At 55.2% G+C, this 20,093-nt stretch carries 17 protein-coding genes; 5 read left to right on the forward strand and 12 right to left on the reverse strand.

Annotated elements, in window-relative coordinates; genetic code table 11:
• Nucleotide 1 precedes the first annotated feature (1 nt).
• From TH5_RS12065 to TH5_RS12075, 3 genes are read left to right on the forward strand one after another with little or no spacing between them, the layout of a single operon-like run.
• Nucleotides 2–955, forward strand: coding sequence for a DUF58 domain-containing protein (locus TH5_RS12065; protein ID WP_114122083.1), 954 nt, complete (start codon nucleotides 2–4; stop codon nucleotides 953–955).
• Nucleotides 952–3,669 (forward strand): DUF4159 domain-containing protein, encoded by a 2,718-nt coding sequence (locus TH5_RS12070; protein WP_114122084.1) that lies wholly within the window; start codon nucleotides 952–954, stop codon nucleotides 3,667–3,669. The genes TH5_RS12065 and TH5_RS12070 overlap by 4 nt, the downstream gene beginning before the upstream one ends.
• Nucleotides 3,666–5,741, forward strand: coding sequence for a hypothetical protein (locus TH5_RS12075; RefSeq protein WP_114122085.1), 2,076 nt, complete (start codon nucleotides 3,666–3,668; stop codon nucleotides 5,739–5,741). Before TH5_RS12070 ends, TH5_RS12075 begins: the two co-directional genes overlap by 4 nt.
• A 2-nt stretch (nucleotides 5,742–5,743) precedes the next feature.
• Here TH5_RS12075 and TH5_RS12080 read toward each other — a convergent pair whose 3' ends face one another.
• Complete coding sequence (locus TH5_RS12080) at nucleotides 5,744–6,676, reverse strand: LysR family transcriptional regulator (protein ID WP_114122086.1); 933 nt, start codon at nucleotides 6,674–6,676, stop codon at nucleotides 5,744–5,746.
• 167 nt (nucleotides 6,677–6,843) lie between these two features.
• Between TH5_RS12080 and TH5_RS12085 the strand changes: the two genes are divergently transcribed.
• Entirely contained in the window at nucleotides 6,844–7,809 is a 966-nt protein-coding gene (locus TH5_RS12085; RefSeq protein ID WP_114122087.1) for a glutathione S-transferase family protein, read from the forward strand.
• 103 nt (nucleotides 7,810–7,912) lie between these two features.
• Here TH5_RS12085 and TH5_RS12090 read toward each other — a convergent pair whose 3' ends face one another.
• From TH5_RS12090 to TH5_RS12130, 9 genes are all read right to left on the reverse strand, one after another.
• Nucleotides 7,913–8,419, reverse strand: coding sequence for a F0F1 ATP synthase subunit B family protein (locus TH5_RS12090; RefSeq protein ID WP_114122088.1), 507 nt, complete (start codon nucleotides 8,417–8,419; stop codon nucleotides 7,913–7,915).
• A 4-nt stretch (nucleotides 8,420–8,423) separates the two neighbouring features.
• Nucleotides 8,424–8,909: a F0F1 ATP synthase subunit B family protein gene (locus TH5_RS12095; RefSeq protein ID WP_062951573.1), complete on the reverse strand. Its 486-nt coding sequence runs from the start codon at nucleotides 8,907–8,909 to the stop codon at nucleotides 8,424–8,426.
• Between the two features lie 74 nt (nucleotides 8,910–8,983).
• Nucleotides 8,984–9,208, reverse strand: a complete 225-nt coding sequence (locus TH5_RS12100; RefSeq protein WP_007089066.1) for an ATP synthase subunit C family protein — start codon at nucleotides 9,206–9,208, stop codon at nucleotides 8,984–8,986.
• 60 nt (nucleotides 9,209–9,268) lie between these two features.
• A complete protein-coding gene (locus tag TH5_RS12105) occupies nucleotides 9,269–9,991 on the reverse strand; it encodes a F0F1 ATP synthase subunit A (protein WP_114122089.1) in 723 nt (240 codons plus the stop codon).
• A 33-nt stretch (nucleotides 9,992–10,024) separates the two neighbouring features.
• Nucleotides 10,025–10,378, reverse strand: coding sequence for an AtpZ/AtpI family protein (locus TH5_RS25995; protein WP_244204898.1), 354 nt, complete (start codon nucleotides 10,376–10,378; stop codon nucleotides 10,025–10,027).
• A 459-nt stretch (nucleotides 10,379–10,837) separates the two neighbouring features.
• Nucleotides 10,838–12,181, reverse strand: a complete 1,344-nt coding sequence (locus TH5_RS12115; RefSeq protein ID WP_114122090.1) for a class I SAM-dependent methyltransferase — start codon at nucleotides 12,179–12,181, stop codon at nucleotides 10,838–10,840.
• Between the two features lie 91 nt (nucleotides 12,182–12,272).
• Complete coding sequence (gene smc, locus TH5_RS12120; protein WP_114122091.1) at nucleotides 12,273–15,806, reverse strand: chromosome segregation protein SMC; 3,534 nt, start codon at nucleotides 15,804–15,806, stop codon at nucleotides 12,273–12,275.
• A gap of 72 nt (nucleotides 15,807–15,878) precedes the next feature.
• Nucleotides 15,879–16,475 carry a DsbA family protein gene (locus TH5_RS12125; RefSeq protein ID WP_114122092.1) on the reverse strand — a complete coding sequence of 199 codons (597 nt, stop codon included), beginning with the start codon at nucleotides 16,473–16,475 and terminating at the stop codon, nucleotides 15,879–15,881.
• A 233-nt stretch (nucleotides 16,476–16,708) separates the two neighbouring features.
• Nucleotides 16,709–17,332 (reverse strand): DUF721 domain-containing protein, encoded by a 624-nt coding sequence (locus TH5_RS12130; protein ID WP_114122093.1) that lies wholly within the window; start codon nucleotides 17,330–17,332, stop codon nucleotides 16,709–16,711.
• Between the two features lie 80 nt (nucleotides 17,333–17,412).
• Here TH5_RS12130 and mutY point away from each other — a divergent pair, with 80 nt between their 5' ends.
• Nucleotides 17,413–18,483 carry an A/G-specific adenine glycosylase gene (gene mutY, locus TH5_RS12135; RefSeq protein ID WP_114122094.1) on the forward strand — a complete coding sequence of 357 codons (1,071 nt, stop codon included), beginning with the start codon at nucleotides 17,413–17,415 and terminating at the stop codon, nucleotides 18,481–18,483.
• 78 nt (nucleotides 18,484–18,561) lie between these two features.
• Here mutY and TH5_RS12140 read toward each other — a convergent pair whose 3' ends face one another.
• Complete coding sequence (locus TH5_RS12140) at nucleotides 18,562–18,771, reverse strand: hypothetical protein (protein ID WP_114122095.1); 210 nt, start codon at nucleotides 18,769–18,771, stop codon at nucleotides 18,562–18,564.
• A 142-nt stretch (nucleotides 18,772–18,913) separates the two neighbouring features.
• Nucleotides 18,914–20,014 carry a site-specific DNA-methyltransferase gene (locus TH5_RS12145; protein ID WP_037990538.1) on the reverse strand — a complete coding sequence of 367 codons (1,101 nt, stop codon included), beginning with the start codon at nucleotides 20,012–20,014 and terminating at the stop codon, nucleotides 18,914–18,916.
• Between the last annotated feature and the right edge of the window lie 79 nt (nucleotides 20,015–20,093).

The raw sequence follows: 20,093 nt of genomic DNA on the forward strand, positions 1-20,093 counted from the left end.
ATTGGCATTGGCCGCGGTTCACGATCATGTTGCAGCCGCACGGGCACTGGCGGCCCGATTGCCACAGCTAATCGATGAAAGCCGTCGCATGGCAATCAGCCTGAGAAGTGGCCTTCACGGCAACCGCAAAGTCGGCCCCGGCAGCGATTTCTGGCAATTCCGCCCTTATATCACGGGTGACCCAACCAACCAGATCGACTGGCGCCGTTCCGCCCGCAGCGATCATACATTCATCCGCCAAACGGAATGGCAGGCCAGCCACAATTACTGGATCTGGCCGATTCTATCCCCGTCCATGTACTGGTCTTCGGCACGTGACATCCCGTTCAAGGCCGAACGTACCCTAATTATTTCTATCGCCCTTGCCGATCTACTGCTGCGCAACGGGGAAACGGTCGGAACGTTCGATGCCGAACGGACCCGCATCACATCCGCCGAACACCTTGAAAAACTGGCCCATGCCATGCTGGCAAGTCCGGGTAACATTACCGACCATGCCGGTGCCATGCATGCCGGTCGCAAACATTCGGTTCTGGTACTCGGTGATTTTCTGGAGTTCGTGGACAGCAAGCAGTCGCCGGTCCGCGCGATCAAAACCCTTGGCCAGTATCAGAATGACGGTGCACTGGTGCATGTTCTTGATCCCGCTGAAATCGAGCCCCCCTTTACCGGACGGGTCAATTTCATGGATACCGACGATCAGATGATTTACCGCAGCGAACGGTTTGAAGACCTTCGGGAAGGTTTCCTGCAGCGGGCCAAAACCTGGCGTGCCGACATCCGCGACGCCGCGCGTGAAAACGACTGGCTTTGCGATCGGCATGTGACATCGGAAAGTGCAAGCCCTACCCTGCTTGCACTTTATCAGCATCTGAGCGAACGCCAGAGCCAAAGCGGATCGAACGGGCGCGGACGTCCAGCTATGAACCGTAATAGCACGACGAGGCCGCGATGAACCTTGCGGCCATAACGTTTTTATATCCTGCGATGCTTGCCGGTTTGCTGGTTTTGCCGATTGTCTGGTTGATTATCCGCTCAGCACCAAGGGCCCCGAAACAAATCGTGTTTCCGGCGGCCCGGCTATTGCGGGGGCTGCGTGCCAACCGGCGCGACATGCAACGCGCTCCCATCTGGCAGACGATCTTACGTTGCCTTATCCTCACCATGCTGATTTTGGCTGCCTCCCGACCGGTTCTGAACCGATCCGAATTTTCGCAAAACGAAGGTGCCCTTCTTGTCATTGCCGACAATAGCTGGTCATCCGCAGCAAACTGGACGGAATATCGGACGGGTCTGCGTCAGATTATAAATCAGGCGCGACTTGATCTGCGCAGCATCTATATCGCGCAAACCGCGCCGGAAGCTTCGGGAGCAACCACAACACGTCTCCCCGACATCATCGGCCCGGTATCCCCGCATGAGGCTGAACGCTTTATTGATCGTCTGCATCCTCGGCCCTGGGCTCCGGATTATGCGGCTTTGTCCAATCAGATTGCCGATCATCAATATATGGCCAATTCCATCGGCAGCATTTTGTGGCTAACCGACAATATGGAACAATCCGGCAAAGCCGATCTTGCCAATGATCTGGCAACAATCGCCCCAATTACCGTACTTGGAACTAATCGGGATAACCGGATTGCTGTGCAATCTCTGATCCGTAACCGGACCGGACTTGGCATCACGCTGACCCATCAAAATATTGATGCTCCGCGCGAAATTGTTCTTCTGGCCCGAAATGAACGTGGCCAGGTTCTATTGCGACATAAGGTAAAAATTGTCCCGACCGCAAACCGGACCGCAGCCGAAATCCCCCTGCCCAGTGATATCACCAATTCGATCCAATCGATCGGTATTGAAGGCATTGAATCTGCGGCCACCGTTTTTCAGACCGGTGCCCGCTGGCAGCAGCGCAAGGTTGGTGTGATTGTAAGTTCCGGCGACAGCCCGGTCCTCCTGTCTGATCGCTATTTCTTCCTTGATCGCGCGATTTCACCCTATGCGGATGTGACCTATGCACCGCTTGGAAAACTGCTTGAAAGCGGAATGGATATTCTGGTTGCGGCCGGTCCGATCTCAGGTCTCGGAAGCCAGTATAACGCCCTTGAACGCTGGCTCAGGGATGGCGGCATGTTGGTGCGGTTTGCAGGTGACAGTACAACCGAAGTCGAACCAGAGTTCCTGCCCGTAACCCTTCGCCTGGGTAATCGTGATTTCGGTGGATCAATGTCATGGGAAAAACCGAAACGTCTTCTGGCATTTCCTGAAACCAGCCCGTTTTCCGGAATCACCATTCCCGAGGAAATTACCGTAAACCGGCAACTTCTTGCCGAACCTGATCCGGATATTGTTGCCAAAACGTGGGCGCGCCTGACAGATGGTACTCCGCTTGTGACCAGCGCACCGCGCAATGCCGGACGAATTATTCTGTTCCATGTAACCCCGTGGGCGGATTGGTCCAACCTGCCGATGTCAGGCCTGTTCGTCGAAATCTGGCAGCGCCTTTTGCCTCTTGCCAGTCCAAGTGATCGTTCGGACGCGGAACTGCAAACAAGCCTGCCCCCCCAGGCAGTCCTTGACGGCTTCGGTCGTGCCCATCAGCCCGATGCGACGATCCTTCCATTGCGGATGCCCCTGCCGGTTCCCGGCCCACGGCACCCACCGGGCATATATGGTGAAAACGGCCAGGCTATTGCCTTTAACCTTGGCTCATTCCTTGAAAATCTGGATCATCAGATTCGCTGGCCCTCTGACGTAACGACGAGGCAGATCACCAATCAGGACCAGATTGATCTCGCTGCAATGTGCCTGATGGCAGCGATGCTGCTTCTGATCTTTGACGGGGTTGCATTGATACTGGTCCACCATGTCAGTTTAAGACGTTCCCGGCGCAGTGATGCTCTTACATCTGTACTTATGATTGCCTTTATCGGCACTGCGGCAACGGCAATGACCGTTGGTACCAGTGATAGCGCCCAAGCTGTCGAAACGCAGGCCGCTGCATTGCAGCCGCGTCTGGCCTATCTCAAGACCGACGTTGCCCCGATCGACCGCCTAAGCCAATCGGGACTTGCGGGCCTGACCGAAATTCTGCGCCGACGTAGTGCCGCCGATCTGGCACCCGCAGATGCGATTGATCCCGAAGCAGATGATCTTAGTTTTTATCCGCTGATTTACTGGCCGTTGGTTGATGGACAACAACCTTTTTCGGAATTTGCCCAGACACGTATCAATCGGTACCTCGACAGCGGGGGAATGATACTGATCGACAGTCGCGATCAGGAAGTTGAGCCCGCTCGACTGCGCCGACTGCTTGCCGGGCTTGAAATTCCGATACTGGACAAGGCGCCTGGCGATCACATCCTTTTTCGCAGCTTCTATCTGCTTGATCACGCCTATGGTCGTTTTGCGGCACCGCTTTGGCTTGATGCCCGTCCCGATCAGCGGCTGGATGGTGTTGCATCTGTTTTGTTTGGCGGCAATGACTGGGCATCGGCCTGGATGCTGGAAGAAGGCCACACACCTGAAAATCGCACGGATGATATTTCCCCGCGTCAGCGCGAAATGGCATGGCGGTTCGGTGTCAATCTGGTGATGTACGCCCTGACCGGCAGCTACAAGGGGGATCAGGTTCATTTGCCTGCGATCCTTGAAAGGCTTGGTCGATGAACCAAAACTGGCAGGACTTTCAGATCGCACCGCTACTTGATATCGGACTGCTTCAGATCCTTGCTGTAATCTGTCTCGCCGCAATCCTGCTTTTTGCGGTGTTTCGCCTGCGTGGCACGATCTGGCGGGCGATCATAATGGCGATCATGTTGCTTGCCCTGATTGCCCCGCAATTTACCGACCAGAACCGCGAAAAACTGAGCGACATCGTCCTTGTGCTGGTTGATCGTTCCAGCAGCCAGAATATCGGCAGCCGCATCGAGCAGACTGACGCCGCTATTTCGCAGATACGTAACCGTTTTGCTGACGATCCCAGTATCGAGCTGCGTATCGAAGACGTTCCGGGTGAAACGGACACCCGTATGTTTTCCGCCCTTGACCGGCTTCTTGGCGGCATTCCGCGTGAAAGACTGGGTGGTGTCGTGATGGTTACCGATGGCCAGATTCACGACATTCCGGCGAATCTCGATTTAGGCGCACCGCTTCATGCGCTCATCACCGGGCAAGAAGACGAACGCGACCGGCGTTTGCAAATCCGCCAAACAGCCGATTACGGCATCGTTGGCAAGAATGCGGATTTCATGGTCGAGGCCATTGATCACAGCCTTGCCGCCGGAAGCCCCGTATCGGTTCGAATGCTGCATGAAGACGGCAGCGAACGCAATCTCACGCTACCCGCAAATGAACCGCATCGCGTAACCATTCCCGTTCCGCATGCCGGGCCCGTCATCGCCGAATTGCGGATGGAAGAAAGCCTGAACGAAACCGATCAGACAAACAACCGGCTGATCCTTGAAACGACCGGTGTTCGCGACCGGCTGCGCGTTTTGCTGCTTTCGGGGGAACCGCACCCCGGTGAACGGGCCTGGCGTAACCTTCTGCGTGCTGATCCAGGCGTTGATCTGGTGCATTTCACCATTCTGCGCCCACCGGAAAAAGGTGACGATACCCCGATCAACGAATTGGCCCTGATTCCGTTTCCCATCCGGGATCTATTTGAGGTTCGTCTGCGCCAGTTCGACCTGATCATTTTTGATCGCTATCAGATGAGGGGCGTTTTGCCGCCGCATTATCTTGAAAAAGTAGTGGATTATGTAAAATGGGGCGGTGCAGCACTTGTCGTCGCCGGGCCGGAATATCTGGGTCCTGACGGACTTTCGAACACTGTCCTGGGGGACTTGATGCCGGTTCGGGCCACTGGCCGCGTCATTGAACAACCCTTTGTACCGCAGGTAAACACCGCCGGGCGCATTCACCCGGTTACCGCCCCGATTGCAGGATCAATCAACACCTCACCCAAATGGGGGCGCTGGTATCGTCAGATCGAAACACGCGAAGCCGATAATGATGTCATGACGCTTCTGACCGGCTCGGATCAATTGCCTTTGCTGTCTTTACGCCGTGTCGAGGAAGGCCGGGCAGCAATGCTAAGTTCGGATCAGATGTGGCTGTGGCAGCGCGGCCATGATGGTGGTGGGCCGATTGCCGAACTGCTGCGCCGACTGTCGCATTGGCTGATGAAGGAACCGGCCCTTGATGAAAACACCGTCACCACGGAACGCAGTGCCGATGGCAAAAGCCTGACCCTGACCTGGCGAAAGATCGGAGCGGAACCGACAACCGCAACCGGTGCCAATCCGGAAACCGGCGAGATTGTCCGCACCACTTTTGAACAGCAATCCGACCAGACCTGGCAGGCAACTTTACCGATTGCAGAACGGGGCCTGATCGGCGTTCAGGCACTTGATCGTGACGGCAGCACCCAATCGGCCCTGCATGTTGACCGGGATGTTTTGACCAGTGAACGCCGCAACACCAATTCCACTCCCGATCTTTTACGGGATTTGGTTCTAGCCAATGGCGGATATATCGACCGCATCGAAAAAGGACTTCCCGATTTCCGCCGGGTAGAGGATGACCGTGTCTGGAACGGCACCAACTGGGCCGGTCTGATGGAAACGGACAGCTATCGCACGGTGATCGGCGGGATTACCAATCTTTTGCCGCTACCGGTCGTTGCCGTGTTGCTGGGGCTTATGTGCCTGATTGGCTGGCGGATCGAAAGCAAGTAGTCCTAATCGGACGGAAACATCGTTTTGTGGAAATTGCACAATCCGCCGCGAAACTTTTCCACCAGAAAATCGATAAAGATACGTACCTTGGTCGGCAGATGACGCCGTTCCGGATACACTGCGTAAATCCCGCCGCTGGCCAACGAGTTATATTCATTCAGGATCGAGACCAGAGATCCTTTTTGAAGTGCCTCGGCAACAATAAATTCCGGTTCACGCGCAACACCAAGCCCCCGGATGGCCGCGAACGAGGTAAAATCGCCATTGTTGCACGACATGATCGGATTGACGCGAACATTGATCTGTCCCTCCGGACCTTCAAACTCCCACACATTCGGGTTCGCCAGGTTGGTATAGGCAAGCGTCCTGTGATTCGCCAGTTCGGTCGGGTGTCTTGGTTCCCCATGTTCAGCGATATAGCCCGGCGATGCCACAACGTAACCGTTAAAATCGGCAAGCTTGCGTGCAATCAGGCTGGAATCTTTTAACCGCGTGATGCGGATTGCCATATCGAACCCTTCAGCAACCAGATCAACCATGTGATCGGCCAGATGAATGTCGACATGCAATCCCGGATGCAGCCCCATAAATTCAGACACCAGATCGGGCATGTAACGCTGCCCGAATGTCAGGGGGGCCGAAATCCGAAGTGTACCACGCGGCGTACCGCGCAAATCGGTCAGGGCATGCTCGGCTGTTTCGATTTCCTCAACTACACGCGCGCAGTGCTGATAGAAGGTTGCCCCCGCATCGGTCAGGCTCAAGCGGCGTGTCGTGCGATTAAGCAATCGAATGCCAAGACTGTCTTCAAGTTTGGTGACATGCTTGCTGACTGCGGATTTGGACATGGCAAGCTTGCGCGCGGCACCGGAAAAGCTTTGCTCCTCCACAACACGGGCAAAAACCGTCATTCCATCCAGATTACCGATCAGCATTGCTTTGCCCCCGTACGATCACCGAATAATTGTTGCCGATTTGGAAACAAATTAATGTCATATCCCCTGATTGCGTTCAACGGGGAAATGACGATGATGGGAACAACCACCCCGGCCGCACGTAATCGGCATATCACGGGACAAACAAAAAACCGGAGGATACGATTATGGGCCTTTTGGTCGATGGAGAATGGAAAGATCAATGGTACGACACGAAATCGACCGGCGGTAAGTTCAAACGTCAGGATTCTGCTTTTCGAAACTGGCTGTCGAAAGATAAGAACGCAGAATTTCCCGCCAAAGAAGGCCGGTATCACCTGTATGTTTCCTATGCCTGCCCGTGGGCGCACCGTACGCTGATCTTCCGCGCCCTCAAGCGGCTGGAAAAACTGATTTCGGTCTCGGTTGTACATTGGCGCATGCTTGAGAATGGCTGGGAATTTGCCCCAGATGTCGGGCTGCCAGACCATCTTGGCAATCACCTTTTCATGCATCAGATTTATACTGTAGCAAAACCCGATTACACCGGGCGAGTCACAGTGCCGGTACTATGGGACAAGAAAACCAACCGGATTGTCAGCAACGAATCTGCTGACATCATTCGGATGCTCAACACCGCCTTTGATGATCTCGGTGCCAAACCGGGCGATTACTATCCCGAAGATTTGCGCACCGAAATCGATGCGATCAATGAGCGCGTCTATAACGATGTGAATAACGGTGTTTACAAATCTGGCTTTGCTACGGCACAGGATGCTTATGAAGATGCGGTAACGACGCTTTTTGGCACGCTGGATTGGCTGGAAGACCGTCTATCGACCCATCGCTATCTGGCGGGTGATCGCCTGACAGAGGCTGACTGGCGACTATTCACCACCCTCATCCGTTTTGACCCGGTTTATCACGGGCATTTCAAATGCAATCTGAAAATGCTGAAGGATTACCCGAATCTTTGGGCCTATACGCGCGAACTTTATCATGTCCCCGGGATCAGACAGACGGTATTCTTTGATCACATCAAGGGGCACTATTACGAAAGCCACCTGATGATCAACCCGACGGGTATCGTGCCCAAGGGACCAATTCTTGATCTTGATCTGCCCCATGGTCGGGACAAACAGTTCGCCAGTTAGGTATCCCTTGCCGGGTTTGAGCACTGGCGTGACGAACAGGTAACCAAACAAAAACCCCCGCAGAAGTTCTGCGGGGGTTTTGCGTTCCGGAAAACCGGAATTTTTAGTTCAGGCGACCTTTGATTTCCGCGATTGCATTATCGACAAGCTCGTCGGCCTTTGCGGCGGTAACCTTTTCGGAAACCAGTGCAAGCGTTGCCTGTGCCGCGATTTCGGCCACACGGGCACGAACTTCGGCAATGGCCTGGGTTTCGAGATTGGCGATACGGTCCACGGCCTGCTGTTCGCGACGCTTGAGCGACGCTTTCAGTTCAGCCTGGGCGTTCTCCAGCATGCGGTCGGCTTCCGCCTTGGCATGGGCACGGATTTCATCCGCTTCCTTCAATGCTTCGCGCTGTTTGGCCTGATATTTGGCCAGAAGCTCCTGAGCTTCTTCACGCAGGCGCTGTGCTTCATCGAGCTCCTCGGAGATTTTCTGCGCACGCTTGTCGAGTGCGCCGGAAATACCCTTAACAGCCTTGAAGCCGCCGAAACCGGCAACCAGCAAGAAGGAAAGCGTGGTCCAGGTGTAGGGATCGGTAAGGAACGTAACCTCGTGCGGGGTTGCCATCTTCTTACTCTCCTACGATCGCCGAAACAGCCTTGTCGGCAGTTTTGGCCTGAACCTTGACACCGATAAGCTTGTCGGTTGCTTCACGGGCGATTTCGGATGCGGCTTCTGCCACACCTTTCATCGCATCGTCTTTCGCACCAGCAATGGCCTTTTCGGCATCAGCGGTCTTTTTCGACAGTTTCTTGACCAGTGCTTCGGTTTTCGCAGCATGCTCTGCAGCTGCTTTTTCCGTTGCTTCGCGAATATCTGCCTGTGCGGCATCACGAGCTTCTGCCAAGGCAGCCTCGTATTTCGCGATGGCGGCATCGGTTTCGTCTTTCAACGCCCGTGCCTTGCCAAGGTTGTCTTCAATGGTTTTGTGACGGCGTTCCAGAACTTCGCCAACCTTCGGCAGCGCGATCTTCGACATCAGGAAATACAGGATGCCAAAAATAACAAACAGCCAGAAAATCTGTTCCGAGAACGTCGCAATATCAAACTGCGGCATAGCCTACTCCCGAATTCAACGACACCGGCGAGGGGTATCCTCGCCGGGCCGAGTATTCGCGCAAAAGGCGCCGATTAGCCGAACAGAACGATCAGCGCAACGACGAGTGCGAACAGTGCAATAGCTTCGGTAACGGCAAAGCCGATCCAGCCATACAGTTCAACGTCGCCTTTTGCAGCCGGGTTACGGCCAACAGTCGCAATCAGGCTCGACCAGATGTTACCAACCCCGATACCGGCACCAATCATGCCAATAGCAGCCAGGCCAGCACCGATCATCTTAGCAGCATCGAGTTCCATAACTTCACCCTTTCGAATTTCTTAAAGGCAATCAGAAGAGATCACACCGGTCCACTAGCATTAGTGCATGTGGATTGCATCATGGAGATAGATGCAGGTGAGAATGGTGTAGACATAAGCCTGAAGCGCAGCAATGCCGAACTCCAGAACCGTAATCCCCGTCAGAAGAGCAAACGGAAGGACGCCGAAGATGCCGATCAGGCCGACGAACCCGCCAATCACTTTCAGCATGATGTGTCCGACGGTCATGTTCGCAAACAGTCGGATCGCCAGGCTGAACGGACGAGAGAAATAGGAGATGATTTCAATCGGGATCAGAATGAAGGCCGTTGCGATCGGCGCACCTTCCGGGAAGAACATCCGGAAATAATGCGTACCGTGGCGAACGAAGCCGATAATGGTCACACCGATAAAGATCACCAGAGCCATCGCAAAGGTAACAGCGATATGGCTCGTAAACGTAAAGCTGTGCGGGATCATGCCAAGCAGGTTCCCGAACAGAACAAACATAAACAGGGTGAAAACGAACGGGAAGTACTTGCGACCCGCGGTTCCCACGTTATCTTTCAACATATTGGCGACGAATTCATACATCACCTCGGCGGCACCCTGCCAGCGGCCAGGTACCAATGCCCCGCGACGCATGCTGAGCGTCATGAAGCCCGTTACGAGAACGGCTGCGATCACCATCCAAAGTGCGGAGTTGGTGAAGGAAACATCAACGCCAGCAACCGATAGCTCGGCCAAGGGCTTGATCTCAAACTGCTCTAGCGGTCCAGCCACCGTAATCCTCGCTCAATCTTTTGAGGGCCAAGGCTAATCCTTGTCCCCCTGCTTGCGCTCCCCCATCGCGCGCCCAAGTCCGACGGCACTGTCGAATCCCTTGGCCACCCGATAAGCGTTAAGACCACCAGCACCTGCTCCGAGAAATACAAACAGAACAAGCAACCAGGGCGTCGTATCAAGCACCCGATCCAGCGCCCAGCCAATCAATAGTCCAACAAGAACCGCAGCAATCATTTCCGCTGAAATTCTCATTCCTAATGCCATCCCCTGGGATGGTTTGCCGGTCGCCCGGTTCGGGCTGTGCGTTTCTTCACGCTTGCTTGCTACAGCCGCCAACTTGCTTTCAAGCTCTGCTAATGAAGCGCGATCTTTATCATCGCTCATCGTCGTGAACCCCGCTGTGGCAGCCTTGCAAACGTCGCAAGGAAATGCGCGGGCAACATACTTAGCGCCCCATAGGCTGTCAAGCCGTAAAACCCCGCCTTGCCGGGGGGATGGAATTGCATTTAACTATTTGTTTTAAAATAACTTTATAGCCTAAATGTGCGATCATTCACATTTGACGTTAGGCGATAGTCGCACCCGCATTTACCGGAGACCCACGCAAACACAGACGTGCAACCGGCGGTTTCCCTTGGTTCCTGCCCCTTTGAACCGCAGAATTGGCCTTCTGTGTAACGAGTGTGAATTCAATCGCTTTTTATGGATTTCCAACTTTTGCCACGTGGTTTGGCCCCAATAACGCAATGATGTCCCGACACCGGTTACAAAGGACCGCCACCTACCAGGCCGATTCATCACAAAGCCGCCCGCATCGTTACCAGCAGAAACACCGATCAAGGATCACTTTGGCAACGTAACTGACAATCGGCGTTGTCCGTCCTGCTGCTGCCAGCCGCTTTCGGATGATGATGCCAGCATCCAGTCAAACTTGTGAAACAGCCCCCAGACCGCCGCCAATGTATTATCCGCGATCTGATTCATGTCGATTGGCTGTTTATGTAGGATTTCGTCGCGCAACCGGGCTGATATATCCCCAAAAGACGTCTTGCCATCAAACAGTGCCAAAAGCTTGGCCAGGTCCGGACCGCCTGTGAGGTCGACCGCATTGCCGGTACCATCTGCAAGGACAATCGGTTTACCCGCATTGCGGAGCAGATCGTCAAAGAAGCTTTCGGAAGGGGCAACAAAGAACCACGGACATAAATCGCGATCCGGCATTACGGTTCCGCGCGCCGCACGTTTGGTGTCAGGACGCGTAAGATAAAATGCATGCAGCGGCATTGCACCGCTATAACGTTCACAAAATGTCTGTTGATCGCGAAGCGGTAAGGCCATCAGGTCACGCAGAATTTTCGGGTCGGCAATGTGGTTCTCAATGCTGTAATGCGCCTTGCCGGTGCCACCAAATCCGAAAAACCCGGTAAAGGCCGCAACTTCAAGCCCGGCTGACGCCGCAAAATCATAAACCCCGTGCACGTCATAGGCACATTCAACCGGATGCAGCAGCAGATCGACAATCTCGGGATCGTTTTCAAGCAATCCTTTGATAAAGCCCGGACCGCCACCCATTTTAAGCAGCATGTTGCCTTCGGGCAGGGTCGAAAGCAGGCTCCGCGTCATGGCAAGCTGTTCGTCAAGTGTCTTGCCCGGCAGAAGCGGCGCAACCATCCTGCGCCACTCGGTCACTGCAAGGCGGCCATGTTCACCGTACAGCATCGCACCGATGCACCCGTCATCGGCAAGAACCGCAACCAGATCACGAAGGCCTTCTTCCGGCACTTCAAGGTGATGCAGCACACCTGCACAATTGATGTAATCGAACTTTTTCGGTGCAGTCGCGGCGAACTCGCCAATCGTCGCATTTACATAGGTGACATTGGTTAAACCGCGCGCCTCGGCGCGCGCACGCGCTACCCTTGTGCTGGCACTTGATGGTTCAAGATAGGTGACCTGCCCGCCGCAATCACGCAACTGTTCGGCCAGCCAGATCAGACTGTCACCGGTCCCGCCTCCGGCAACAAGTGCACGAAAACCGGCATCGATCTTTTTGCGGCCACCAAATCCGTAATGATTGACCCGGGAAAGGGTATCCATTGGCGGCATAAGCAACCGGTCCTTTTCCTCCTGCGGGTCACGCATCGGATAAGGAAACTGTTCGTATAACGCACGGACTTCTTTGGACATTCAGCACACTGTTCCCGGTTGGAGTGTCTCGTCAGGGCTCCCTCTTAACCCAAAGACGGATACTAACGAAACCCCAATACGGGAAAAATGATCAGTTGGTGAAATCGAGCTCTTTTTGCTCTTTCTGGGAATAAACCTCGGCCTGACGCAGATCGACCGACACCAGCGAAGAAACCCCGCGTTCCGCCATGGTCACACCAAACAGGCGGTTCATGCGCGCCATCGTCATGCGATGGTGGGTAATCACAAGGAAGCGCGTATTGGCGTGGCGACCAATGGCTTCAAGCAGCTTGCAGAACCGGTCGACGTTGGCGTCGTCAAGCGGTGCGTCAACTTCGTCAAGCACGCAAATCGGTGCCGGGTTGGTCAGGAACACCGCAAACAGAAGCGCAACCGCCGTCAATGCCTGCTCGCCACCGGACAACAATGAAAGATGCTGTAATTTCTTGCCCGGCGGGGATGCCATGATCTCAAGCCCGGCTTCCAGCGGATCATCCGCATCGGTCAGCATCAGATGCGCGCCACCACCGCCAAACAGCCGGACAAACAACTGCTGGAAATGCTTGTCGACCTCGTCAAATGCCGTTTTCAGACGGTTTCGGGCTTCACGGTTCAGCTGGTTGATACCGTTGCGCAATTTTTCGATGGCCGCAATCAGGTCATCGCGTTCGGAAACCAGCGTGTCTTTCTGTTCTTCCATCTCGGCCAGTTCGACCTCGGCCCTCAGGTTAACCGCGCCAAGGTTTTCGCGTTCGCGTGACTGACGCTGCAAACGGGCTTCTATATCCTCTTCAGAAGGCAATTCCTTGGTCTGGTCAATTTCGGCCAGTTCAACAAGCTGATCTGGCGTTGCATTCACCCGTTCGCGAATGCGTTCGATCAAATCGCGACGATGCTGTTCTGCCTGCTCCAAAAGTGCTTCGCACCGAACCCGGCCTTCGCGAGCCTCGGCAAGTTTCTGTTCTGCTTCTTTCAGGTTGTGATCGGCTTCGCGCTGCGCGTTTTCCGCACGCGCCAATTCGTCAGCCGCGTCCTTGCGTGCCTGATCGGCTATTTCGATCCGGTCCGACAGGATCGCGCGGCGCTCTTCGATCTCGTCGGGCTTAAGTTCAAGCTCCTCGATCTCCATCCGCGCTTCTTCCTGACGCTCGCGGAGCTGGGCAACGCGTTCGCCCGCTCCCGATGCACGATCGTTCCAGGATGCTATTTCGCTTTCAACAAATTCAAGGCGCTTGCGACGGCCAGATGCGTCACGCTGCATTCGTTCAAGCTGACTGCGCGCCTCCATCTGATCGGCACGTGCATCCGAAAGCTCAGCACGTTTTTCAATCAGTTCGGCCTTGATTTCCATCAGGCCTTCGCTCGATTCCTCGGGCGTTGCGGCAAGCTCTTCCTGCTCGGCGATCAGTTCGTCCAGATCCTGCTTGGCGCGCTTTTCGGCTTCTTCGGCATGTTGCAGACGACCTTCAATGGCGCTGGCATCACGTTTGATATTGGCAATTTCTTCACGCGCACGGGCCAATGATCCCTCTGCTTCGCGAAGAGCGCGGTGGGCTTCCTGTTCGCCGTTGCGCGCGGCTTCAACATCTTCTTCAAGACGTTCAACATTTTCGCGCGCTGTATCGGCCTTTTCCGCTGCAAGCTCGACCGCTTCGTCGACTTCCTCAAGCTCAAGGCGCAATTCTTCAAGTCGATTACGCTGCCGCAAACGTACGGCTGCTGGAAGTTCCGCACCAACCTTGATCCGATACCCGTCCCAACGCCAAAGCGCACCTTCGCGCGACACCAACCGCTGCCCGGTTTTCAACGTCTTGGCCAGCCAGTTACCAGTTGCCTCGTCATCAACAACCCCGATCTGCCACAGACGGCGGTTCAGCAATGCCGGACCTTCAACAAATTTCGCCAGCGCCTGAACCCCTTCGGGCAGTGCCGGGTCATCTGCACCGGGATCAACCGCCGACCAGTGCATCGGCGCATCTTCGGCATCAGGCGCGTCAAGGTCTTCTCCGAGTGCTGCAGCCATCGCCATTTCAAGACCGCTGGTCACCGAAAGCCTTTCGATCACCGCCGGGAATTGCTGATCTGCATTCCCCTTGACCAGACTTTCAAGCGCTTCGATTTCTGCCAGGAGCCGTGCCTTGCGGCTTTCGACATCACGCAAGGCATCGCGCGATGCGGTTTCGGCCGTTTTCAGACTGTCTTCACGGTCTCGCAATTCCGCAAGGCGCATCTCGGCATCTTCGATGGCAAGCTTGCGCTGCTCGCAAAGTTCCTCGCACTCCTCAAGCGCCAGACCGGCTTCTTCAAGGGCATCGGTAAAATCGGCTTCAACCCGGATATCATCAAGACGGGAAACCGCCTCGTCATAGCGTTCGGTGAGGCGCGAGCGACGGGCAGAAAGCTCGCTTAACCGCTGCTGAACACTTTTAAGGCGGGCCTCCTCGGCCGCGGCCCGATTGGTCAGTTCGTCAACCTGCCCTTCCAGCGTTTCGACCCGCGCGGCCTGCTCGACGGCGCGTTCCTTTGCCTCGTCAAGCTCGTCATCCTCGCCGCCCTGCGCTTCGCGCAGTTCTTCGCGTTCATTCTTAAGCTTGTTAAGGGCACCTTCGGCGTCACTTGCCAGTTCGGCTTCACGCGCAAGGTCGGCATCAATCTGCTGGATGCGTGCGCGAAGCTGCGACATCTGGGTTTCGATCTGGGCCTTGTCCTTGTCCAGTCCTTCGCGCTCGATCAGCATGCGCTGCAAGGCCGCCGCCGCATCGCTTTCCTTTTTGCGAAGTTCTGGAAGGCTTACGGCGATATGGGCCTGAATAGTGGTTGCCTCGGTCACCTGACCGGTCAGGTCACGCACGGCACTTTCACCCAGCACCAGCAATTCACGTGCATCTGCCTGTCGTTTGTCGGCATCGGTCCAGCGAATGTGGAACAGCAACGCCTCGGTTTGACGGATGCTTTCGGAAAGTTTGCGGTACCGTTCGGCCTGTCGCGCCTGCTTTTGCAGGGACGCGATCTGGCTATCAAGTGTCACCAGAACGTCTTCAAGACGTTCCATATTCTGTTCGGCATTTTTAAGCCGAAGTTCGGCTTCGTGACGGCGCGAATGCAGGCCAGTGATCCCGGCGGCTTCTTCCAGAACAAGTCTGCGCTGACTTGGCTTTGCCCCGATAAGCGCCCCGATCTTGCCTTGCGACACCATGGCGTTTGACCGGGCCCCGGTTGCCGCATCAGCAAACAGCAACTGGACATCACGCGCGCGGACATCCTTGCCGTTAACCTTGTAGTTCGAGCCACCGCTGCGTTCTATGCGTCGAACAACTTCAAGCGTCTCGTGATCGTTGAACATCGCCGGAGCTTTACGTTCCGCATTGTCCAGAACGACCGTAACCTCGGCAACATTTCGGGCAGGACGGGACGATGTCCCACCAAAAATAACGTCGGACATGTCCGAGCCGCGCATCTGCTTGGCCGAGGTTTCCCCCATGACCCAGCGCAGCGCTTCAACAAGATTGGATTTGCCACAGCCATTCGGGCCGACAACACCTGTCAGCCCGTCTTCCACCAGTAATTCGGTTGAATCGACGAAGGATTTGAACCCCGTCAGCCGTAGCGATTTAAACTGGACCAATCATGCCCCCGGTCCGTCCCTTCCCCTGATTGCCGGATGCCACCGATGCGGCATCCGGCAAGATCACATTTATCAGTTGGTCAGTTCTTCGACCTTGTCTTCGAAGAATTTCAGATCACGCGAACCGGCAAAGGTTTCGCCATCAATCACGAAACTCGGCGTCGAATTGACCTTGAATTCCTGCTCACCACGCATGCGCGACGCAACGATCCCGTCAATCAGGGCCTCGTCCGCCATACAGGCATCCACCGCATCGCCATCCATACCAGCAAAACGAACAACCTGTTTGATCCCTTCGATCGGGTCAGCTGCACGTGCCCAGGTCATCTGCGATTTGAACAGCATCCCCAAAACACCGAAATAACGATCATCCCCGGCACACTGCGTAACAGCAGCGGCGCGCACAGCAACACCATCCAGCGGATAATCGCGGAAAATCAGCTTTGCCTTGCCGGTATCAATCAGAGATTTTTTAATTTCCGGCAGGGTTTCATTGTGGAACGCAGCGCAATGCGGGCAGGTCAGCGATGCATATTCAATGATCGTCACCGGCGCATCCGGATTGCCAAGCACATGTTCCTTGTATTCCACAGCCTTGGCCTGCTGCGCCCCGACAACACCGATCGCAAACGCGAATGCGATCGCAAAAAACTTAACTGCCTTCAGCAAGGAAACCTCCGTTAAAACAATATTTTGTGATTACAAGCCTGTTGCAGCGCGGGAGTCAACACGCCCCCAAAAAGCGCTAATGAGCCAACGAGTCGCCAACATCGTTTGGAAATGCGGCAACTCCGTGATCAAACATTATGGGAAAATGATTCGATCCTACCCGAACCGGAATAAGGCTTTGCGCCACTGATTGGCAAATGACTTACACGTGATTTGGAACGCAATTTCACCAACTATTTCTTCTGCCCCGGTTGCCCCCGGGCATGAACATCCCCTGAAATGCGACGACCGAGCCGGGTCAGCACTTCGCGCAGATGAGGGTCTTCGATTTTGGCGATATCGACTTCGCTGGTTGCGCGGATCGGGCCTTCGGGCACGTTTTCCGGCCGTTTGACGGTGCGTTCCGGGCGGGAAATATCGCCCTGCATCATCTTTATGCGTTCCACCGCGCGATATCCGAAATAGGTATTCACGCGGTCGATGATCTGCGGCATGCGGTGCTGCAATTCAATCGCCACCGGCCCCATCACCCGGATCACAAGCGTCCCACCCCCGGCATTTTCACCCCGCGGCGGGTTGTATTTGACCGGCATGGTGAATTGTTCAAGATCGCGACCGACAATTTCCGCCCAATGCAAAATGATTTCGGCCTGAAAGAAACCGCGTTTACGCACCAGTGGGCGCGTCAGATTGCCAACCATGGCCGCGATATTGCGCAGGCCCATGCGGCGTTCCGAACTGCCCATCGGGGTAATTTTCTGTTTCTTTTTGACCGCATTCTTTGCCGCAACCATATCGGCACGCTGATCCGGCGTGCTATGTGTCGGCGTATCGGTCATATCTTTTTGCTTGCTCACGCCCGCTTCTTTCGTAGGGTCTGCTCAGAACCTAAACGTAACTACCCGTTTTCATACCCGCAACATAACACGGGAACGCCGTGCATTTCACCAATGACGAAATCCATCACCTCGGCCGGACCATGCTGGACTGGTACGATCGCCATCACCGCACCCTTCCATGGCGTGCCGAACCGGGCGACGCACAAGACCCTTACCGCGTCTGGCTAAGCGAAATCATGTTGCAACAGACCACCGTAGTTACGGTCGGTCCCTATTTCGCAGCATTCCTGCAACGCTGGCCGACCGTCACCGATCTTGCCAATGCCGATCTCGATGAAGTTCTGCATGCCTGGCAAGGTCTGGGATATTATGCACGCGCACGCAACCTGCACAAATGCGCCAAGGTTGTTGCCGATGAATATGGTGGCCGGTTCCCCGATACCGAAGAAGGCCTTCTGAAGCTGCCCGGCATCGGTCCCTATACCGCCGCCGCCGTTGCAGCCATCGCCTTTAACCGCCATTCAAGCCCGGTCGATGGCAATATCGAACGGGTTATTTCCCGCCTGTTTGCGCTTGAAACCCCACTGCCCGACGTCAAACCCGAAATCAAGGAAAAGTCGGCAGCCCTGACACCCTCCGACCGGCCGGGCGACTATGCGCAGGCGCTGATGGATTTGGGGGCAACGATCTGCACGCCGCGCAATCCGGCGTGTGGCATTTGTCCGTGGCAGGCTTCCTGCGAAGGCCGCAAATCGGGCATTGCCCCGGAACTGCCCAGAAAACGAAAGAAACCCGCCAAATCGACCCGGGTTGGCTATGCCTTCTGGATACAGCGCGAAGACGGTAAAATACTTGTCCGTCGTCGCCCGGAAAAAGGCTTGCTGGGCGGACTTTACGAAGTCCCCGGCAGCGACTGGCGTGCAATTGATGCCCCGGACGATGTGATGCTGTCCGAAGCCCCGATCAAGGCCAATTGGACGGAACTGGATGGTACTGTCGGGCACACTTTCACCCATTTCCATCTCGATGTAACGATTCTTGCCACCAAAATATCTGAAAGCGATGCCGCAAAGCTTGATGGCAGTTGGACCACAATTGACGGGCTATCGGAATTTGCCCTGCCGACAGTGATGAAAAAAATCGTTCGGCACGCGCTGAAATACCGCTGATCCGGGTTCAATCGTCCACCTAAACAAAAAGGCCCGCTGCCATTCCGGCGCGGGCCTTTTAAAATCGTATGCAATCGGTCAGGCGTAGATGTCAATGACCTGCCCACGGCCCGTACTGCTGGGCGGGGACGATTGTTGCGATGTTTCGGTTTCTGCCACCTGATCGACCCGCTGGGTCGGCGGTGATTGAAGATCATTACCACCGGTTTCGGCGATCGGCGCAGCTGCCTGCTGGATCTGGACCGGGTTCGGTGCGTAAGCGGCACTACCTGTTGCGCCAACCTGCATGGGACTCTCCATCTATCCTTACGGATAATTCCAAGACCCAAGATATAGCAAGAATTGCCCCCGAATGCAAAAGGCCGGAAGGTTTCTCAACCATCCCGGCCTTCCAGATCAGGTCATTTTGCGCGTGCTGCGCTGCAAGAACTCAGGCGGAAACCTGTCCCATTTCCTTGCGAAGCTGACTGCGCAAATTGTCGATCACAACCAATCGTCCGTCACACTTGTAATGCCAGTAAGTCCAGCCATTACAAGCCTGTGCGCCCTGAACATGGGCACCGATCTGATGGATCGAACCGGCATTGTCCTTGTGACTGATTGAGCCATCTGCACGGACAAGCGCTGCAACATTGCCACGGTTGTCATAAATCTTGTCGCCCGGTGCCAGAAGACCGCGTTCGATGACCGCACCGAACGGAATACGCGGAAGCGACCGCTTCGACTCCGTCATCTCGAGGCTTTCGCCATCAAGCATCTGAACCTTGGCAATGCGTTCCTTCGCAGCCTTGGCGTATTCTTCCTCGCGCTCAAGCCCGATGAAATGACGGCCAAGACGGCGCGCTGCCGCACCGGTGGTACCGGTACCAAAGAACGGATCAAGCACGACATCACCCTGACGGGTCGTCGCCAGCAGAACACGCTGCAACAATGCTTCGGGCTTCTGGGTCGGATGGACCTTTTTACCCTTTTCATTCTTCAGACGTTCAGACCCCGAACAGATCGGCAGCAGCCAGTCGGACCGCATCTGCAATCCTTCATTAAGCTGCTTCATCGCTTCGTAATTGAATGTGATCGCCTTTTGCTCGGCATTTTTCGAACACCACAACAGGGTTTCATGCGCGTTGCAGAAACGTTTGCCGCGGAAATTCGGCATCGGGTTGGTTTTGCGCCACACGATATCGTTCAGAATCCAGTAACCGATATCCTGCATCACCGTGCCGACGCGATAAATGTTGTGATATGAACCGATTACCCAGATCGCACCGGTATCCTTAAGGACACGACGTGCAGCGGTCAGCCAGTCACGGGTGAAATCGTCATAGTGACGGAAACTGTCAAACTGGTCCCAGTGATCGTCAACTGCGTCGACCTTGGAATTGTTAGGGCGCAGCAGATCACCACCCAGCTGCAGGTTATAGGGCGGATCGGCAAAAATCAGATCGACCGACTTTTCCGGCAGGCTGTTCATCAGTTCGATGCAGTCCCCGACCATAACCTGATCAAGCGGTAAGGATGTCTTCTTTGTCATGATGCGTTCCAGGTTCCCCCATATTTCTTGAGGAAAGCATCACCGCAAAAAGTTAATAGACTCCGAAAATTTTCAAGGA

This window comes from Thalassospira xianhensis MCCC 1A02616 (assembly GCF_003326475.1).
GTDB classification, from domain to species: Bacteria; Pseudomonadota; Alphaproteobacteria; order Rhodospirillales; family Thalassospiraceae; genus Thalassospira; species Thalassospira xianhensis.